The organism is Mucilaginibacter sp. CSA2-8R, assembly GCF_038806765.1.
Classification (GTDB): Bacteria; Bacteroidota; Bacteroidia; order Sphingobacteriales; family Sphingobacteriaceae; genus Mucilaginibacter.
On sequence record NZ_CP152389.1, the window covers coordinates 1,274,608 to 1,292,691 of the forward strand.

At 42.5% G+C, this 18,084-nt stretch carries 14 protein-coding genes; 4 read left to right on the forward strand and 10 right to left on the reverse strand.

Annotated features, from left to right (window positions below; translation table 11 throughout):
* The 3 genes from pyrR to AAGR14_RS05610 form a co-directional block, all read right to left on the reverse strand.
* Window positions 1-543, reverse strand: coding sequence for a bifunctional pyr operon transcriptional regulator/uracil phosphoribosyltransferase PyrR (pyrR, locus tag AAGR14_RS05600; RefSeq protein WP_342648676.1), 543 nt, complete (start codon window positions 541-543; stop codon window positions 1-3).
* 880 nt (window positions 544-1,423) lie between these two features.
* Window positions 1,424-3,376, reverse strand: a complete 1,953-nt coding sequence (rpsA, locus tag AAGR14_RS05605) for a 30S ribosomal protein S1 (protein WP_342647612.1) — start codon at window positions 3,374-3,376, stop codon at window positions 1,424-1,426.
* Between the two features lie 280 nt (window positions 3,377-3,656).
* Entirely contained in the window at window positions 3,657-4,559 is a 903-nt protein-coding gene (locus AAGR14_RS05610) for a cation diffusion facilitator family transporter (RefSeq protein WP_342647613.1), read from the reverse strand.
* Window positions 4,560-4,727: 168 nt separating this feature from the next.
* Between AAGR14_RS05610 and AAGR14_RS05615 the strand changes: the two genes are divergently transcribed.
* On the forward strand, window positions 4,728-5,060 hold the full coding sequence (locus tag AAGR14_RS05615) for a hypothetical protein (RefSeq protein ID WP_342647614.1): 333 nt from the start codon (window positions 4,728-4,730) through the stop codon (window positions 5,058-5,060).
* 66 nt (window positions 5,061-5,126) lie between these two features.
* Window positions 5,127-7,412 carry a TonB-dependent receptor gene (locus AAGR14_RS05620; RefSeq protein WP_342647615.1) on the forward strand — a complete coding sequence of 762 codons (2,286 nt, stop codon included), beginning with the start codon at window positions 5,127-5,129 and terminating at the stop codon, window positions 7,410-7,412.
* Between the two features lie 76 nt (window positions 7,413-7,488).
* Here AAGR14_RS05620 and AAGR14_RS05625 read toward each other — a convergent pair whose 3' ends face one another.
* From AAGR14_RS05625 to AAGR14_RS05640, 4 genes are all read right to left on the reverse strand, one after another.
* The gene (locus AAGR14_RS05625) at window positions 7,489-8,427 is read right to left on the reverse strand and encodes a DUF2382 domain-containing protein (protein WP_342647616.1); all 939 of its coding nucleotides are present in this window, start codon (window positions 8,425-8,427) and stop codon (window positions 7,489-7,491) included.
* A 22-nt stretch (window positions 8,428-8,449) separates the two neighbouring features.
* On the reverse strand, window positions 8,450-8,668 hold the full coding sequence (locus tag AAGR14_RS05630; RefSeq protein WP_342647617.1) for a hypothetical protein: 219 nt from the start codon (window positions 8,666-8,668) through the stop codon (window positions 8,450-8,452).
* Between the two features lie 86 nt (window positions 8,669-8,754).
* Complete coding sequence (locus AAGR14_RS05635) at window positions 8,755-9,684, reverse strand: YsnF/AvaK domain-containing protein (protein ID WP_342647618.1); 930 nt, start codon at window positions 9,682-9,684, stop codon at window positions 8,755-8,757.
* 61 nt (window positions 9,685-9,745) lie between these two features.
* A complete protein-coding gene (locus tag AAGR14_RS05640; RefSeq protein WP_342647619.1) occupies window positions 9,746-10,177 on the reverse strand; it encodes a YsnF/AvaK domain-containing protein in 432 nt (143 codons plus the stop codon).
* Window positions 10,178-10,442: 265 nt separating this feature from the next.
* Between AAGR14_RS05640 and AAGR14_RS05645 the strand changes: the two genes are divergently transcribed.
* Window positions 10,443-10,856 (forward strand): hypothetical protein, encoded by a 414-nt coding sequence (locus AAGR14_RS05645; RefSeq protein ID WP_342647620.1) that lies wholly within the window; start codon window positions 10,443-10,445, stop codon window positions 10,854-10,856.
* 78 nt (window positions 10,857-10,934) lie between these two features.
* Complete coding sequence (locus AAGR14_RS05650) at window positions 10,935-11,999, forward strand: oxygenase MpaB family protein (RefSeq protein WP_342647621.1); 1,065 nt, start codon at window positions 10,935-10,937, stop codon at window positions 11,997-11,999.
* Between the two features lie 63 nt (window positions 12,000-12,062).
* On the opposite strand, the gene AAGR14_RS05655 is transcribed toward AAGR14_RS05650, so the two are convergent.
* The 3 genes from AAGR14_RS05655 to AAGR14_RS05665 are packed head-to-tail and all read right to left on the reverse strand — an operon-like array spanning window position 12,063 to window position 18,038.
* Window positions 12,063-15,512: an efflux RND transporter permease subunit gene (locus AAGR14_RS05655; protein WP_342647622.1), complete on the reverse strand. Its 3,450-nt coding sequence runs from the start codon at window positions 15,510-15,512 to the stop codon at window positions 12,063-12,065.
* A 43-nt stretch (window positions 15,513-15,555) separates the two neighbouring features.
* A complete protein-coding gene (locus tag AAGR14_RS05660) occupies window positions 15,556-16,650 on the reverse strand; it encodes an efflux RND transporter periplasmic adaptor subunit (protein ID WP_342647623.1) in 1,095 nt (364 codons plus the stop codon).
* Window positions 16,651-16,676: 26 nt separating this feature from the next.
* Window positions 16,677-18,038, reverse strand: a complete 1,362-nt coding sequence (locus AAGR14_RS05665; protein WP_342647624.1) for a TolC family protein — start codon at window positions 18,036-18,038, stop codon at window positions 16,677-16,679.
* Between the last annotated feature and the right edge of the window lie 46 nt (window positions 18,039-18,084).

The following is an 18,084-nucleotide window of genomic DNA, read 5'->3' on the forward strand; positions in this document are numbered from 1 at the left end:
TTATTTGCTTTCGGATACCAGTACTACTTTATCTTCTCCGTCGGTTTCTTTCCAGCTTACCACTACTTTTTGCGAGGCAATCGAGTCAACCTCAATACCGGTATAGTCGGCCATCACCGGTATATGGCGTGAGTAACGCCGGTCGACAAGCGTCAGCAACTCAACCTTACTCGGCCGGCCAAAGGCCAGCATGGCATCCATGGCGGCGCGTATGGTTCGGCCTGTCCAAAGCACGTCGTCCATCAGGATAACGTTTTTGCCTTCAATAATAAAGTCGATACGGGTTTGATTGGGTAGGAGCGGAGCCTCGCGGCGACGAAAGTCATCACGATAAAAGGTGATATCCAGGTCGCCTTGCAATACTGGCTTGCCCAGTATTTTGCCCAATTCTTCGGCTACACGCTTGGCCAGGTAAATACCCCGTGGTTGTATACCAATTATTATAGCGTTCGAAAAGTCGTTGTGATTTTCAATCAACTGTCGGCAAAGGCGCTGAATGGTAATCTGGAACTTTTGCCCATCGAGCAACGTCAGGTTTTGCATCGTTTCAGTAGGTTTGGGCAAAGGTAAAAAAAGTTTGCTATGTTTTGGTTAAGAGCTGTGGTTTGATTTGGTGTTGCTCTTTAGTTGTGAGCTGTTACTTAGTTTAGTGCTTTGTGAGGATAGGTGGCTTTAACATGGCCTGTGGAAGTACTTTCTATTTACTCACATTGATTTAGTGCTATTACTTAGTTCAGTGTTTTGTGAGGACAGGTAAAGTAATTTTACCACAGCCTGTGGTTGTCACTTTCTTTTTTCCTCAAAAAGAAAGTAACCAAAGAAAAACTCCCGGCTGCACCCTGTGCTGTAAATGGTAGTGCTTTTATTCAAGCTTGTGGTTGCCGCACAGGCTGATGCCGGTTTTTAAGTTGAACTTCCGTCAGTACTTTTGTTTAAGTGAAGATGTTGTTCAGCTTTTTACTCTTTCTTAAATCAGTAATTTGAGCTTGGTTTTACGTTCGTCTTATATAGCACAAGCTTACCACCTTCTTTTTTCGCGGCATCAGGGCTGTTGCGGGTAGCACTGACTGGAGTAAAAGCACTGCACAAAATAGCAACAGAACGTGGCCGTAAGTTTTTTCTTTGGTACCTTTCTTTTTTGTATAAAAAAGAAAGTACATCCACAGGCCGTGGTAAAATTACTTTACCTGTCCTCACAAGGCACTACATAGAGTAACAACAGCACTGAATTAACTAACATCACCGAATTAAGGAGAGAAAAAACAAAGTTGCATCATTGGTGGTCATAAAATCACCCAGAATATCGCAGTAAGAGAATTCATTAAGTATTGACAAATAACCCAAAAACAGCAGAAAAAAACTTCAATAAAAAAGCTCCGGTCAAAATGACCGGAGCTTTATAAAAGGGGATTTATTTAATAACTTATTTTGAATCCTCGTTGTTAGAGCTGTTACGTGCTTTGTTTTCAGCACCTTCCATTTGCTCTTTCAATTGAGCCAGAACGCTTAAGTCGCCCAGGGTTGATTTCTCAACAGACTCTTTTACTTTTTTAACCGCATTGTTAGCAGCTTTCGCTTCTTTTTTACGGTTTTCAAAGTCAGTTACTCTTGCTTCAGCGCGTTGGTCTTCCCAAATACGTGAGTGAGAGATAACAATACGTTTGTTGTCTTTACCAAACTCAATGATTTTGAATTCAGCAGTATCTTCAGCTTTTAAAGATTTACCGTCTTCTTTTACCAAGTGTTTGGTTGGCGCAAAGCCTTCAACACCGTAAGGTAAAGCTACAACCGCACCTTTGTCAGTTACTTTCAACACAGTACCTTCATGGATCGAGTCAACAGTGAAGATGGTTTCGAAAGTATCCCAAGGGTTCTCTTCCAGTTGTTTGTGGCCTAAGCTCAGTTTGCGGTTCTCAATGTCCAACTCTAAAACAACCACGTCTAATTTCTCGCCTACTTTAGTAAACTCGTTAGGGTGATTAACTTTTTTAGACCAAGAAAGGTCAGAGATGTGAATTAAACCATCAATTCCGTCTTCCAGCTCAACAAACACACCAAAGTTGGTCATGTTTTTAACGGTGGCTACGTGCTGAGTACCAACAGCGTATTTCTCGCCAGCATTTTGCCATGGATCAGGCGTTAATTGTTTAATACCTAATGACATTTTGCGCTCTTCGCGGTCTAAAGTTAAAACTTGTGCTTCAACTTCGTCACCAACTTTCAGGAATTCCTGAGGGTTGCGCAGGTTTTGTGACCATGACATTTCTGATACGTGGATCAAGCCTTCAACACCAGGCGTGATTTCAAGGAATGCGCCATAATCAGCCACTGTAACAATTTTACCTTTAACTCTTGAACCAACCTGAATTGATTCGTCAAGGCTTTGCCAAGGGTGAGGAGTTAATTGTTTTAAGCCCAGAGCAATACGTTTTTTCTCGTCATCAAAGTCCAGAACAACCACGTTGATTTTCTGATCCAGTGCCAATACTTCACGCGGATGCTCGATACGGCCCCAAGAGATGTCAGTAATGTGCAGTAAGCCGTCAACACCACCCAAGTCGATGAATACACCGAAGTCAGTAATATTTTTAACGGTACCTTCCAATACCTGACCTTTTTCAAGGCGGGCAACAATTTCAATTTTTTGGTTTTCTAAGTCGTCCTCAATCAGCACTTTGTGCGATACCACTACGTTTTTAAACTCGTGGTTGATTTTAACAACTTTGAACTCCATAGTTTTACCTACGTACACATCGTAATCGCGGATAGGCTTGATATCGATTTGTGAACCAGGTAAGAAGGCTTCAACGCCCATTATATCTACAATCAAACCACCTTTGGTACGGCTTTTCACAAAACCGGTGATGATTTCATCGTTAGTTAATGCATCATTAATGCGCTCCCATGATTTTTGTGTTTTAGCACGTTTGCGAGAAAGAACTAACTGGCCGTTAGCATCTTCTTGCGACTCAACAAACACGTCAACAACATCACCGATTTTCAGATCAGGTGTATCACGGAATTCAGACAATGACACCATACCATCAGATTTAAAGCCGATGTTTAATACCACGTCTTTGTTATTGATGTTTACTACAGTACCGGTGATGATTTCACCTTGATTAATTGAATTGAATGTACCATCGTACATTTTTTCAAATTTCTCACGATCAGAGTCGCTGTAGTTACCAAATTTTTTCTCGTCAGCATCCCAGTCAAATTCGTCCTGGTTAGCTGCAATTTTAGATTTGATTTCATCAATAGAAATTGAATCAGCTTCTGACTCAATGTTTTCTCTCTCTTTACCAGCTCCAACTGTCTCCAGTTCAGCTTGTTTAGATTTTAATTCTTTTTCTGCTTCTTGTTTTTTTGCCATTAAATAAATTGTCTCCTTTTCCCAATTAATTGGGACTGCAAAGGTACAGATAAAATTCTTTTAAATAAAAGAAAAAAATAATGTTAAATGCTGATATTGAAGCGAATATTGATATGGTTTTAATGTGCAGATGTGCAAATATGCAGATGTGCACATTGAAACGATTCATTTAATTGATGTTTTTAATGTTGCCAGTTTAAATGAATTTAGAACAGATTGAGGTATTAATAATTAGGGATCGTTCAATTAATTATTTTTTTTCATTTGCACATCTGCACGTTTAAACCGCACTCACCGGCTCTATAAAAAGCTGCTTATAATGAGGATAGGCTTGCTGGATGGACGCCCGGATGTTTTCGATAGCTGTAATAATTTGCTGATTATCTGTATTTGCTTTAAAGTTTACTCTTAACACCAAAATCACTTCTTCCGGAGCCAGGAAGGTGGAAAGGTGATGTACTACTTTATTAACGGCAGCATGATTTTCGGCTAAGCCAATTACCTTTTTTAATTCGTCGGGCATGGGTGTTTCGCCCATTAACAGGCTGCGGCTTTCGCGCACTAATAGTATAGCCACCGCCGTAAGTAGTAAACCAATCATGATGGAGGCAATGCCATCGATGTATGGGTTATGCAACAACTGGCCAAGTAATATGCCTGTAAATGCAATAAGGATGCCGATCACATCGGCAGCATCTTCAAACAATACCACAAAAGTAGGCGGATCTTTACTTTCGCGCACGGCCTGCCAAAAAGGAGTGTCTCCGCGCTGACGGGTAAATTCTTTAAGTGCAGTGACGAATGAGATGCCATCAAATATTAAAGCAATACCTAACACGGCATAATTCCAAACCGGGTTAGTGACCTCTTCGGGATTGATTAAATGTTCAACTCCCTCGTAGATCGAAAAACCTCCACCCAGTGCAAAAAATAACAGCGACACTACAAACGACCAAAAATACAACTCACGGCCATAGCCAAAGGGCCGGTGTTCGTCGGCCGGCTTTTGGCTTTTTTTGATCCCTAACAGTAACAGTACTTCGTTGCTGGTATCTACCAGCGAATGTATACCTTCGGACACCATAGCCGAGCTACCTGTAAAAAGTGCTGCTGCCAGTTTAGTGATGGCAATTAAAAGATTAGCTCCAAGAGCGGTGTAAATGGGTGTTTTTGATGCCGACATACATCAAGTATTACAGCAGTAGGCGCAATTGGTTTGTAAAGCCCGAACCTCTTAATTAATTTTTATAGTAACAAGGTGTTTAGCATTAATAATGTAATAAAGGCGTTATATCTGTGTTATTTTGATAAATGAAGCTATGAAAGAGATATATTTGCGGCAAGTTATATTTTGAATAAGCGTATTGCAAAAATACTGACCTCATTATTGCTGCTGCTGACATTTGTTGCAGGGCAGGTGATTGTATTTGCGCACACGCACCAAACCGATGCTCAGTCGGCCAAGCATTATTCTCAAAAGCATCCATCTAAAACAACCGAAGATAAATGTCCTATTTGCGTTCAGCACGGGCATGTTCAGTTGTTTCTTCAACAACATCATTTTTATTTCTGGTCGGTAAGCAGTTCGTATGCTCCTATGGCCTGTGCTGTAATATATCAGAGTATTAAGGTGCTGCTGGCCGGTAATAGGGGGCCGCCAGCCTGTAATTTACTGTTTGCATAAGTAGTAGCACCAGCTATTGCTGTATTACTGTGTTCAATAAATTATAATTTAATTTACCCTATCATCATGAAAATGAAAGTATTAGGCAGTTTGTTGCTGCTTATGTTACCTGCATATATCTATGCGGCCGTTGCTGCATTTACCGGTAAAGTTACCGACTCCAAAACCAACGAGCCTATTATTGGCGCAACCATTACCCTGCCTCAGTTAAGAATTAGCACCAGTACAGATGCCAATGGGCAGTTTACTTTTAACACTTTGCCGGCTCGTGGCCGCTATGTAGTTGAGGTACGTTACATAGGCTACCAAACTATGGTTAAAACGGTAGATTTATCATCTCCTTCATCGCTTAGTTTTAGTTTAATACCCAGTATTGTAGAAGCCCGCGAGGTAGTGGTTACCGGTACACTGGTTACGGCTACCAGTAAATATAACAGCACATCGGCCAGCGTAGTGTCTAAAGAAGACTTACAAGGATCGTACACTAACCTGATCGACGCTTTGGCTAAGCAGGTACCTGGTGTAAGCCAAATTACTACCGGGCCGGGCATCTCTAAACCGGTGATCAGAGGATTGGGCTATAACCGTGTGGTAACCCTGAGCGATGGGGTAAAACAACAAGGCCAGCAGTGGGGCGATGAACACGGTATAGAGCTTGATCAGTACCAGGCAGACCGGGTAGAGGTGCTGCGCGGAGCAGCTTCTTTGCAGTATGGATCGGATGCTATTGGCGGTGTAATTAACCTGGTTGAACCTTTGGCACCTGCGCCTGGCAAAATAAAAGGTGAGTTATTATCTAACTATTCTACCAATAATGGTTTAACAGGCTCGTCGGTTATGTTAACCGGTAATGAAAATGGTTTTGTTTGGCGCGGCAGAAGCTCTTACCAAAGTGCTTACTCTTTTAAAACACCAAGTGGTTATTTCCCTAATAGCGGGTTTAATAATACCAACTTAAGCGGTATGGTAGGCTTAAATAAAAGCTGGGGTTATTCGCATTTAAATGTATCATACTACAAAAATAATATCGGCTTTTTTGACCCCGAAACACCAGAAGACTTATACACTAACGAGCATTCAAGAACGCTCGATTACCCAAGACAAGATATCCGCCATTATAAAATAGCCCTGAACAATAATTTTGTTTTAGGCGAAGGCTCGCTGAAATTAGATTTAGGCTATCAAAAAAATCAACGCCGCGAGCTGGAAGATAGTGCTGTACCGTCTTTATTTTTCGACCTAAATACTTACTCGTTAGATGCTAAATATTCTTTACCTGCTAAAAACGGCTGGGAGCCGGTTATTGGTTTAAGCGGAAGCATTGGGCATAGTGTAAATAAAGCCGAAGAAAAATTAATACCTGAGTACAATGCTTACGCAACCGGTGTATTTGCTTTCGTGAAAAAAACTTACGGTGCCAACAGTGTAAGCGCCGGGTTGCGGTATGATTATATTCAGAACAAAGGCAAGCAATTGATTGAAGATGGCGAGCAGAAGTTTACCGGGTTTAACAATAATTTTAATAGCTTGAGCGGCGCTTTGGGCTATACCCATGTATTTAATGATAACCTGAATTTTAAAGCTAACGCAGGTTCTGCCTTTAGGGCGCCAAACCCGGCCGAGTTAGGTTCAAACGGTGTACACGAAGGAACTTTCAGATATGAAGTGGGTAATGGAAACCTAAGCCCCGAGCGCAGCTACCAGGCTGATGCTACCCTCGAGTTTGGCTCAGGCTTGTTTACAGGCAGCGTAGGCGTGTACGAAAATTATATACACAATTACATCTACGCTTCTAACAACAACAATGAAACCATTGTAGTACCCGAAGAAACGCTGGTAAATTATCCTGTTTATCGTTACGGACAAGTTAATGCTAATTTGTACGGAGCAGAGGCTAACTTAACTTTGCACCCGGTATCGTTTATTCACTTCGAAAATACGTTTGGTTATACCCACGCTCAAAATATCAGTTTAGACAGGCCGCTGGCGTTTATCCCGGCAGGTACTTTAAATAATACCTTACGGTTTGAGCCAAAAATTAAAGGGCTTAATTCGTTTTATGTTTACGCCGGTGTCAATAACTATTTTAGGCAAAGCCGTATTGATGCAACTTTCGAAACCCCAACCAGTTCTTACACCCTGCTTAACGCGGGTGTAGGTACAACGTTTAAAATAGGCCGTCAGCATCTTAAAGTTTACGTGTCCGGAAATAACCTGACTGATAAGCGTTACTATGATGCACTTAGCCGCTTAAAGCCAGGTAGACTCAGCCAAACTGATCCAGCCTTAGGCGTTTATAACCCAGGGCGAAACATTACATTCGGTTTCTTTTTACCGTTGGATATCAAATAAATCACCAGTGTGATATCAAACAAGAGGCGCTTACCCTTATGGGGTAAGCGCCTCTTGTTTGAATATGGAGGCGGAATTATATCAGCGGATCGTTGCGATCTTTATGCTGCTCAATCCGATCAGTGTTCACTTCAGTGTTACGTACCGTATCACGAACGGTTTCTTCGCGCTCATCAACACTGCGGTTTACGTTCACTTCTTCAACCACACGGGCTTGCTTGCTTACTACAGGCACTTCACGGTGTTCGGTAATCTCCATATTCCCTTCTTTAAAAGTTTCGAAGGGTGATGTTGATACCGGTTTGTTGTGTGCAGTATTGTCGGGTACTAATGTAGTTCCGCCAATTGCTGCTTGCTCAATGGCTGCCGTGCTGTTTTGAGTAGCCGGCGTACCATGGTATGTTGTATCTTGCTCGGCAACTGTTGTATTATCTGTCAGCGGTTCGTTATTATACTCTTTGATGATGGTATGGCCGGGATGAACAGGAGCCGGAGTTACCTGTGCATCAGTAACCGGTGTACGGCGGTTATATAACCTGTTTTGGTTAAACTGCTGATGCTCATAAAAATTTTGACCTGCAGGAGCCGCTACTTCTTCGGTGGCAACTGGTGTGGTAACCGTGGTATTGTATGGCCGATCAAAAGTATCTACAATTAACCTTTCTGCTTCGGTATCCACAGGTAGGCCGGTATAGTCGGGCAAGTCCTGAATTTGGCTGGCGGTAACATTAGGTACAATTACATCATCGTCCTTTTCATGCAACTCTGCCAAGCCTATCGGGATTAGTATCTTGCGTGCGTTCAGCCGAAGATCATTAGCGTCGGTATCTACAATCATGTATCTTACCCTTTGCGATATCGGGTCAAACAACAATTCTGTAACGTCGCCAATAACCTGGTTTTGCTCATTTTTTACTTCCCAGCCTTTAATGTTGTACTGTCCGTCTACAATCTCGTAGTCGCTGCCGCCCAGTTCTTGCAGGCGGGGTTGCTCATTGTCATTATCGTAAGCCATACTGTTTCTTTTTAAATGTTAATTAATGGGATAAACTATCGCGCACGCTGTCAGTAGTTGAAGTAGATATAGTGGTATCTGTAGCAACGCTGCTGGTAGTATCGCTTGCACTGCTGCCTAAACCGGCGTTATTACCGCCACCGCGTAAAAAGTAAAAAGCCAGGCCACCTACAATTAAAATAAGCAGCAGCCATAGCCACCAGGGCGATTTATTTTTAGGTCTAACATTAATCTCTGCCATAGGTAAATTGTTAAGTGTTAAAAATGCTTATAACAAACAACAGCCATTACAAAGAATGGCTGTTGTTTGTTTTTTACTAAAAGTGTTTACACATTGTCTTTGTAATCATTATAGCTTTTATCGCTATCCGAGCGGTATACCGGGTTGTTAGTGGTATTATTTAAATTTTCGGTATTTACCTCAGTGCTGCGCACATTGCCGCGCACGGTTTCTTCACGTTCCGATACTTCTTTATCCAGTTTTACCTCTTCAACCACACGAGCGTCTTTGTTTACTACTGGCACTTCGTTGTGCTCTTTTATTTCAAAGTCACCTTCTTTAAAATTATTAAAGTCTGCATCGGTGGCCGGGCGGTCTACAGGAATGCGCTCAACATTAACATGTTCCTGGCGCAAACGGATGTTTTCTTCAACCGGGCGTTCCACTATGCGGCTGCGTAAGCGTACTCCACCGGTCTCTTCTTCGCGTTTACTTACCTGCATATCTTCCTGAAGAATTGGGATGGTTCCCGGTGGCAGGTCTATGTTTTTATAACCTACGTTGTCGTCTTCATCGTTAATCAACCGGTTATCAAGGTTGTTTTCCGCCATATCGCGGTCAACCAGTGTATTGGTATTATCGGTTAATCGGTTTTCGTTATAATTGTCAGTGCCACCAAAGTTGGTGGTGCCGGCAGTGGTATCAGCATAATTGCTGTCTACATCATTTGCACCGTAATTGTCTAAAACTTCGGCGGCGCGCTGAGCCTCGTCCGAGTTGCGGGCATGCACAGTAACAATCGTGCCCTTACGACCTGCCTCTGTATATTTGTTGCGCGTATCATCATCATCGCCTCCAAACAAGTTACTAAAAAAATTGCTTACGCGGTCGCCAAAATCTTCTTCGTGATCTTGTGTAACGCCGTCGCCGGTAGCAATATCAATGTCGGCGCTGTTAAATCCATTATTCACTAAATAATCCTTCGCTTCTTGCGCTTCGCTGGTATAGCTAAAAACGCCTACTACAGTGTGTGACATGTTTTTCTGTTTTTAAATAAATTAATAATTTGTTTATGATAGATGGATAAGGAAAAGTTCTTTAAAGATTGGTTGTACGACTTACAATAACTTCTTCGCGGCGTAATTTTTCCTGAGTAGGGTTGGATGTTTCCGTACGTTTTTTAGTGATGTGTACTTCTTCAACCAGCATCAACCGTTTTTCAACCACTAATACTTCTTTTAATACGGATATAATAGTGGTGTCACCGTCTTGTCTAACCGCTGGTGGCGGCGTATCAACGTATTGGTTAATGGCTTTTTTCTCTACTGTAACTTCTTCGTGTGCTACCGGAACATCAACGGTAACATCCTCATCAACCACACGTTTTGATACATTTACTTTGCCGCTTTCAATCAGTTGTTTGTCAACCTGTAAATCTTCCTGCATTACCGGTATAGTGGTAAGGTTGGTGTCCTGCCCCTCGCGGTCTTTAGGGGTGTTTTCATCGGCAAAGATATTCCAGTTTGGCATAAAATATATGTTGTAACTATTGATTAAAACAGCTGCTTGTTATTGTTCAAGACAGTACCTATTAAAAGTTTATTCACTTCATAAGGTTTTAAAAAAAATGATAAAAAAGTATTGATATACTTGTGGTTATAAGTTAATGCATGTTGTTGTTAGCAAGTGCTATTTTGTAAAAACAAATTATGGCTTATACACTTTAAAGAAAAGTAATTAACCGATACAGGTTTTTTAGGAACAGAAAAAACACACTTTTAAATACATTACAGCCATGTTTGATCAGATATTAGGAATTGTAAAAGAGCAACTAAATAATAACCCTGAAGCTCAAGCCGCTTTGCCGCAAGATAAAAGCAGCGCGATTGAACAGGAGATTGCAAGCCATGTAGAAAACCAGGTAAAAAATCAGGCCGTAAGTTCTGGCGGTGGTATCGGCGATTGGTTATCTTCGTTAGCGGGCGGTGGCAGCAACTCAACAGCTACCGATATGAGCGGCGGTTTAGTAACCAACTTGGCTAATAAATTTGGCTTACCACCAGCAGCAGCAACTGCTATAGCGGCAGCTTTACCTGGCATTTTGCAAAAGTTTGCCAAAAAAACCAATGACCCTAATGATAGCAGCTTATCGCTCGACGGTATACTGGGCTCATTAACAGGTGGCAAGGGTTTAGGTGGACTGTTTTAGGCTAATAGCCTAATCAATATATTAGTGCAGGCAAAACCATTACGGTTTTGCCTGTGTGTTTTATAAGATTTTTGAAAAATGAATACAACGTTAGTCAGATATACGGATGATTTTTTATCGGCAATGCGTGAGCAAACAGATACTGCCGCCGATGACTTGCTGGAGCGATGTTTTAGCAGCGAAGAAGGTAAGTTAGTATTACGCCATTTCCTGACTGATCTGAATGATAATGAGCAGCTTTTGAAACTACCCGAATTGCTGCAAAATGAATCTTTACTTTGTAATGCTGCACAATTACCGGAATGGGCTAATTTAAAGCAAATGCAAACAGGGGCTGCTTTTTTTGCCCGGTATGCCGCTTTAATCATGAATATGTTGGGTTTGCTGTCGTTGCCTTACTGTTATGCCGCAGCAGATGGCGCTAAGGTATTGTATCATTCTGAGAGGCTACGGAATGATGTGGGCAAACGCCTGCGCGAAACTGGCGAATTTGTATGGCAGGTCATGTCGCCGGATGCGTTCGCACCCGAGGGGCAAGGCTTTGCTACCATCATAAAAGTTAGGATGATGCACGCTATGGCGCGTTACTATACGCTTAAAAGCAGCCATTGGCAAGCGGCTTGGGGGCAGCCTGTAAACCAGGAAGACATGGCAGGTACTAACTTGTCGTTCTCGTTGCTGGTTATTAGAGGGCTACGGAAGTTGGACATTGCAGTGAGCTACGCAGACCAACAAGCTTTTATGCATTTATGGAACGTGATTGGCCACTTGTTAGGTGTCGATCAAAAATTATTACCCGTGGATGGGCAGCAGGCGATTGATTTAGAACAAACTATAAGTTGCAGACAGATAAAGCCATCCGAGGAAGGAAGAGCTTTAACTAAGTCGCTGACAGATTATATTACAGGGGCAAATCTTACTAAGGGAAGGATTGGCGCTAAAGAAACGGTGCAGCTAATGCGCTTTTTGATGGGTGATGAAATTGCTGATGTAATTGATTTACCTGCAGGACGGGTGCCTGCCTCTGCCATAAACTTATTAAAGCTGGCCGGGATGTTTCAGGAGTTTAAAGTTGTGCCTTCTGTCAATAATGAATACCGGCAGCAGTATAGCCAGTTTAAAAAGCAACACGCCGGTTTGTAAAGCATATAAAACACTAAAAGCTGCAAAATGCAGCTTTTAGTGTAAATAGAATAATTAGTTCAATTAATGCACGGCATCCAATTCTGCCTGTTTAACAGGTTCGGTTTTCTTTTTAAATAAACGTTCTTTAAGTCTTATCCTGATCAGGTACATACAAGGCACCACAATCAATGTAATAATGGTGGCAAAGCCTAAGCCGAAAATCATGGTCCAGGCTAATGGTCCCCAAAAGGCAACGTTGTCACCACCAAAATGAATGTGTGGTTCCAGGTGTGTAAACAAACCCACAAAATCTATATTAAAGCCAACGGCCAGCGGTATTAACCCTAATATAGCGGCAGTGGCAGTAAGTAGTACCGGTGTCATCCGGGTATGGCCCGCTTCAACCACGGCATCATGCGGGTTAGCACCCTGTTCTATTAACAAATCGGTAAACTCAACTAATAAAATGCCGTTACGTACCACCACACCGGCCAGAGCAATAATACCCACCCCGGTCATTACGATGGCCATCGTCATGCCGAAAATGCTTACACCCAGCAATACGCCAATGATACTAAAGAAAATCTCACTAATGATAATCAGCGTTTTACCTATCGAGTTAAATTGAATCATCAAAATAATCAAAATCAACCCGAACGAGGTAGCCAACGCCCCGCCCAGGAAAGTTACGGCTTCCATCTGGTCTTCCTGGCCACCGCCCTGGCGGATAATTACGTTGTCCGGTTTTTTGAAATTGCGGATGGCCTGAAGTATGCTGGCATTTACGTCATTAGCATTATAGGGCTTAATTACGTTAGAGCCTAAAGTTAATACCCTGCGTTGTTGCTTGCGTTTGATGTTACTATAAGTATTGGTGTAACGTATATCTGAAAAAGCCGATATAGGCACCTGCCTGATGGCGCCGCCGGTAGCCAGATCCCGGTAGGTAATCTTCATGTTGCGGATGTCATCAATACTGCCGCGTTGTTGCTCAAGCGCCCTTACCTTAATCTGGTAGTCGTCTTCTTTAGTATTTCTAAAATCGGCTGCTTTCCATCCCAATATACCGGTAACCAGGTTTTGAGTGATCTGTCCGGTTGATATTCCTTCGCGATTTGCACGGTTGCGGTCAATATCAAAAAGAATTTCGGGCTTGTCGCTTTGTACGTCGGCCACCAGGTTTTCGATGCCGGCAATGTTTTGCTTAGCTAAATAGGCTTTTAAGCGGTTGCTGGTTTTAACCAGCGTATCCAGGTTATCGCCAATAATTTCGATACTGATATCTTTTTGCACTGGCGGACCGCTGCTCTCCTGCGCTACCGAAACCTGCGCACCGGGGTAGCCCTGTACGGCGCTGCGGATGTTTTTTAAAATGGTTTTGGTGTCTTTACCATTACGTTTACCAAACTCTACGAAGGCTACAGTCACCTTACCTTTATTTTGATACTCGCCTTGGTCTTCGTCTTGCGGGTCGGTTACACTTTTAGTTACATTAGATATGATGGAAGATACAATATCTTTATCAGGCTCTACTACCCGTGCTACCTTTTGTTCAATCTTCTTTGTAATATTATTGGTAGCGGCCTGGTCTGTGCCAATGGGCATGGTAATGTAAACGTAGGCAAAGTTCGGGTCGCCCGACGGGAAAAATTCCGGTGTTTTGCCTAAAACTATATTTAAGATAATAGCCAGTACAAACAAGCCAAAGGTGCCCAGCAGCACCGTAACCGGGCGTTTAACTGCCCGCTCCAGCCACTTGGCATACCAGTTTTGAAAGCGCGGCCAAGCATTTTTCTGGAACCGGTCAATCACCTTGAGCAAAACAAAATGGTTAAGCAGATATAGCACAATAAACAGCACCATCAGGTTAGGCAGTAATACCGAGATATGTAAGGCACTGTCGGCAGGCAGTAAGGTCATCAGGTAAAGAATTACAGTAATGCCGCCCAAAATAAAAGTGGTTTTACGCGTGCCTTTATCAAATTTTGGATGGTCATGCTCCCCGTCAACATGTGGTTTCATAAAATCAACCGCAAACACGGGGTTCATAATGTATGCTACTACTAACGATGCCAGCAGGGTAATGATGAGCGTAATAGGTAAAAAGAACATGAATTTACCGATGATACTATTCCAGAATGCCAACGGAACGAAGGGAGCCAGGGTAGTCATGGTACCCGAAAATACAGGTAAAAATACTTCGCCCGCAGCTATTTTGGCAGCTTCTTTAATAGGCACACGGCCGTTATCAAAAATACGGTGGGTATTCTCGATTACCACAATTGCATCATCTACTACAATGCCCAAGGCCAGTAAGAACGAGAAGAGTACGATCATGTTGAGTGTAAACCCAATCCAGGGCATCACCAAAAAGGCAATGAAACATGATAGCGGAACCGATAAGGCCACAAAGATGGCGTTGGTGGTTCCCATAAAAAACATCAAAATAACGGTTACCAGTATAAAGCCGATAATGATGGTGTTAATTAAATCGTTAAGGGTTACGCGCGTTTTATCAGACTGGTCGCCAGTAACGGTAACGTTTAAGCCTTTCGGGAAAACCGTTTTTTGTTTTTCTTTAATCAGCGCGTTAATTTTATCTGATGCTTCAATAAGGTTCTCGCCCGACCGTTTACTAACATTGAGGGTGATTACATTTTTAAACTTATCGCTTTCGGGCGTTTTAAGGCGGGCATAGCTTTCCTGCTCCAAAAAGGAGTCTTTTACTTCGGCTATGTCGCGCAGGTATATGGCCTGGCCTTTAGGATTGCGAATAAACATATCGCCAACCTCATCGGCATTTTTAAAGTCTTTTTTAATGTCAATGCTTCGCCTTACACCATCAGTTTTAATAGTACCTACCGAGGCCAGAATATTCTCGTTGCCGATAGCCTGTATAATATCATTAAAGGTAAGCTGAGCGGAGCTCATTTTATTGATATCTACATTCACCTGTATTTCGGGCGTTAAGGCGCCAATCTCATCAACCCTCGATATTTCTTTAAAGCTTTCAATTTCATCCTTCAAAATATCGGCGTATTCTTTCAGCTTTTTTAAATCATAATCGCCCGAAAGGTTTACGTACAAAATGGGTAAATCGGCCACATTGATGTCTGATATAACAGGCTCCTGAAAGTTGTTGTCATTTTTAGGCAGGTCGTCTTTAGCTTTATCAACAGCATCTTTAACCTCTACTTTGGCGTCTTTAACCTCTACGTTAGCGTTAAATTCTGCAGTAATAATTGAGGCATTCTGTACAGAGTTAGAGGTTACTTTTTTTAACCCCTTGAGCGACTTTAATTGTTTTTCGAGTTGCCGGGTTACAAGGTTTTCTATATTCTGAGGCGACTGGCCAATAAACCTTGTGGTGATGAAAATCTTAGGAACGGCAATGTCCGGAAAATTTTCTTTCGGCAGGTTATTGTAGCTGATGAGGCCCAGTACCGTAATCAAAATCATGAGTACGTATACCGCCGTTTTATTATCAATGGCCCAGCTTGAGGGGCCAAATTCTTTTTTCAGATCTTTCATAATGAATTACAGATCAGTGTTTTTTAATTAAATAGACTCTGCTTTAAGACACTTTAATCTTATCGCCGTCTTCAATATCAGAGGCGCCTTCAGTTACCAGCTGGTCGCCGGCTTTAATACCCGATAATACCTCGGTTTGCCCAGCATAAGTTTTACCGGTTTTAATGACTACTTTTTTAGCCGTACCACCGTTATTAATATAAACATAATCGCCGTCTTCCGACCGTTGAATGGCTTTAACCGGGATAACAATAGCATCGGATTTCGAATAATCGGCAATTTTTAAAATGGCGGTCATGTTAGGGCGTAGGGTGCTGCGAACGGGCAGTTTTACTTCAACTGCAAAACTGCGTGAGGTTGGGTCGATAGCCTTTGCTGCAAAGCTGATGCGGGTAGTTAATGAATCGCTGGCATCGGGTATTAAAATTTTAACGGTATTGCCCGTGTTTACACTGCCGGCATAAGACTCAGGTACGTCGGCCTTAACCTTTAAATTATCGGCATTAACAATGCGTATGCCTGTAGTGCCCGGTTGCGCAGCCTGGCCCAATTTCAGATCCATCTGATCGATGGTGCCGCTGATTGGAGACACAATACGATAAAGGTTGGATTGCTGACGTAAAGCGGCTACCTGCTTTTCGGCCGTTTGTAAAGCGGTTTGAGCCTGTAAAAACTGTACCTCGGTGCCTATTTTTTGGTCCCACAGGTTTTTTTGACGCTGAAATAATGTGCGGCTTAATGATGCCTGGGCTTCGGCCTGGGCAATAGTTTGCTTTAACACCGCATTATCTAACTGCACCAGTAACTGTCCGCGCTTTACGTGCTGGCCTGCCTTGGCATAAATAGCGGTTATAGTGCCCGGCGATTGCGGATATGCCGTAACGTTATCCTCAGCATCAATTTTGCCCTGCAATTGTATGTAGTTGGCAAAGCTGGTGGGCTTAACTTCCAATATGCTTACGTCAGTAACTTTACCACTGTCGGTTTTCGAGCCTATCTGCGCCTCAAGTGAGGTTACCTTGGCGTTGAGTTCGGCTTGCTGTTTTTTAAGTTCAGCCAACTCTGCAGCCTTATCTTTAGGTTTATTACTGCAGGCAGCCAATAAAGCCAGTGCAGGTATGTATATCAGTTTTTTCATGTGGTTATATTCTTAAGGTTCAGTTATTATTGAATGCGTCCGTATGCTTTATCCAGTTCAACTTTGCTCACCAGGGCATCGTAAAGGCCTTGTATGTATTTGTTGTCGGCATCTTCTAAAGCGGTTTGTGCCTGGGTTACCTCAATGCTGGAACCTACGCCTTGCTGATACTTAATTTTGGTTACCCGCAGTACCTCGCGGGCTAAATCCTGATTGCGGCGCTGGCTGTTTAAAGTTTGTAAGCCGTTAAAAAACATTATCCGGGCACGGCTGGCTTGCAGGTTTAAAGCATCTTTTAAACGGTATAGGTCGTTTTGCGATTTTTGCAGCGTAATTTGTGTTTGCCGTAATTGTGCCACTCTTTGGCCGCCGTTAAACACCGGCACTGTAAGACGCAAGCCTACATAGCTGGCCGGAAAGTAATTGCCGTACAAGCCGCCAAAGGTGTTATTTTGATAAGACGAGGTAGCGTTACCAAAGGCATTAAGTGACGGTAAGAATAGCGCTTTGCGACGTTTTACATCAAAGCCGTTTAACTTAACCTGCGATTCAAATAAGTTGTATTCAATACGGTTTTTATAAAAGGTGCTGTCTGTGTTCAAATCGGCGGTATTCTCCTCCAGTTTTACGTCAGCCAATTTGTCTTTCAATGCCAGGTTTTCGCCTATGGGCATACCCATCTGAAATTTGAGCAATTGATAGTTTAGCACCAGTAAGCGTATAATATTTTCGCGCTGTGTTTGTAAAGCATTGTATTGGTAAGCTAAACGGTCAACGTCTATTTTTTCTACAAAACCTTGTTTGTTTTGAGCCGTGGTTTGATCTAATTGCTGCTTTAGTTGGGCCAGGTTGGCGTCAAGCAGCCTTACCTGCTCATCGCTTACCAAAACCTGATAGTAAGCTTTGGTTACGTTTACATTTGCATCAATCTTGCTGCGTTTATAGTTGCGTTGCGACAACTCGCGGTAGGTGCTTCGGGCTTTTAAGCCAACTAAAAAGCTTCCGTCAAAAATAATCTGGTTAATATCAAGCGTTAAATTAGATTGATATTTTACACCAAATTTGAATGGTGCCAAAGTTCCGGGCGGCACCTGTCCGTTAGAAAATGCGCTGATATCTACCAGGGTAGACGGCAGCTTTAAATAATCCTGAAAGGTAGCACCCGCATTGATCTGAGGCAAACCACTTCCGATAATTTCTTTGATGCGATATTCTGTGCTCTTTACATCCAGGGCAGCATTAAGTACAGTGTCCTGGTGCTCGTACGCATAGTTAATGCAATCTTGCAGGGTAAAGCTGTAAGTTTGATTGCCAGGTGGCACCAATTGAGCATTCCCTTCCAAACAGAGCAAGCATAACAGGCTGAATATAATTATGTAGGTTTTCATGATTGCTATTGCAGCAAAGTTTAATGTAATAGGTTATCAGTTAATA

Excerpts from the sequence above, each read along its gene's own strand:
- pyrR (WP_342648676.1), bottom strand. The coding sequence starts at position 543 with ATGCAAAACCTGACGTTGCTCGATGGGCAAAAGTTCCAGATTACCATT.
- rpsA (WP_342647612.1), bottom strand. The coding sequence starts at position 3,376 with ATGGCAAAAAAACAAGAAGCAGAAAAAGAATTAAAATCTAAACAAGCT.
- AAGR14_RS05610 (WP_342647613.1), bottom strand. The coding sequence starts at position 4,559 with ATGTCGGCATCAAAAACACCCATTTACACCGCTCTTGGAGCTAATCTT.
- AAGR14_RS05620 (WP_342647615.1), top strand. The coding sequence starts at position 5,127 with ATGAAAATGAAAGTATTAGGCAGTTTGTTGCTGCTTATGTTACCTGCA.
- AAGR14_RS05625 (WP_342647616.1), bottom strand. The coding sequence starts at position 8,427 with ATGGCTTACGATAATGACAATGAGCAACCCCGCCTGCAAGAACTGGGC.
- AAGR14_RS05630 (WP_342647617.1), bottom strand. The coding sequence starts at position 8,668 with ATGGCAGAGATTAATGTTAGACCTAAAAATAAATCGCCCTGGTGGCTA.
- AAGR14_RS05635 (WP_342647618.1), bottom strand. The coding sequence starts at position 9,684 with ATGTCACACACTGTAGTAGGCGTTTTTAGCTATACCAGCGAAGCGCAA.
- AAGR14_RS05640 (WP_342647619.1), bottom strand. The coding sequence starts at position 10,177 with ATGCCAAACTGGAATATCTTTGCCGATGAAAACACCCCTAAAGACCGC.
- AAGR14_RS05645 (WP_342647620.1), top strand. The coding sequence starts at position 10,443 with ATGTTTGATCAGATATTAGGAATTGTAAAAGAGCAACTAAATAATAAC.
- AAGR14_RS05650 (WP_342647621.1), top strand. The coding sequence starts at position 10,935 with ATGAATACAACGTTAGTCAGATATACGGATGATTTTTTATCGGCAATG.
- AAGR14_RS05655 (WP_342647622.1), bottom strand. The coding sequence starts at position 15,512 with ATGAAAGATCTGAAAAAAGAATTTGGCCCCTCAAGCTGGGCCATTGAT.
- AAGR14_RS05660 (WP_342647623.1), bottom strand. The coding sequence starts at position 16,650 with ATGAAAAAACTGATATACATACCTGCACTGGCTTTATTGGCTGCCTGC.
- AAGR14_RS05665 (WP_342647624.1), bottom strand. The coding sequence starts at position 18,038 with ATGAAAACCTACATAATTATATTCAGCCTGTTATGCTTGCTCTGTTTG.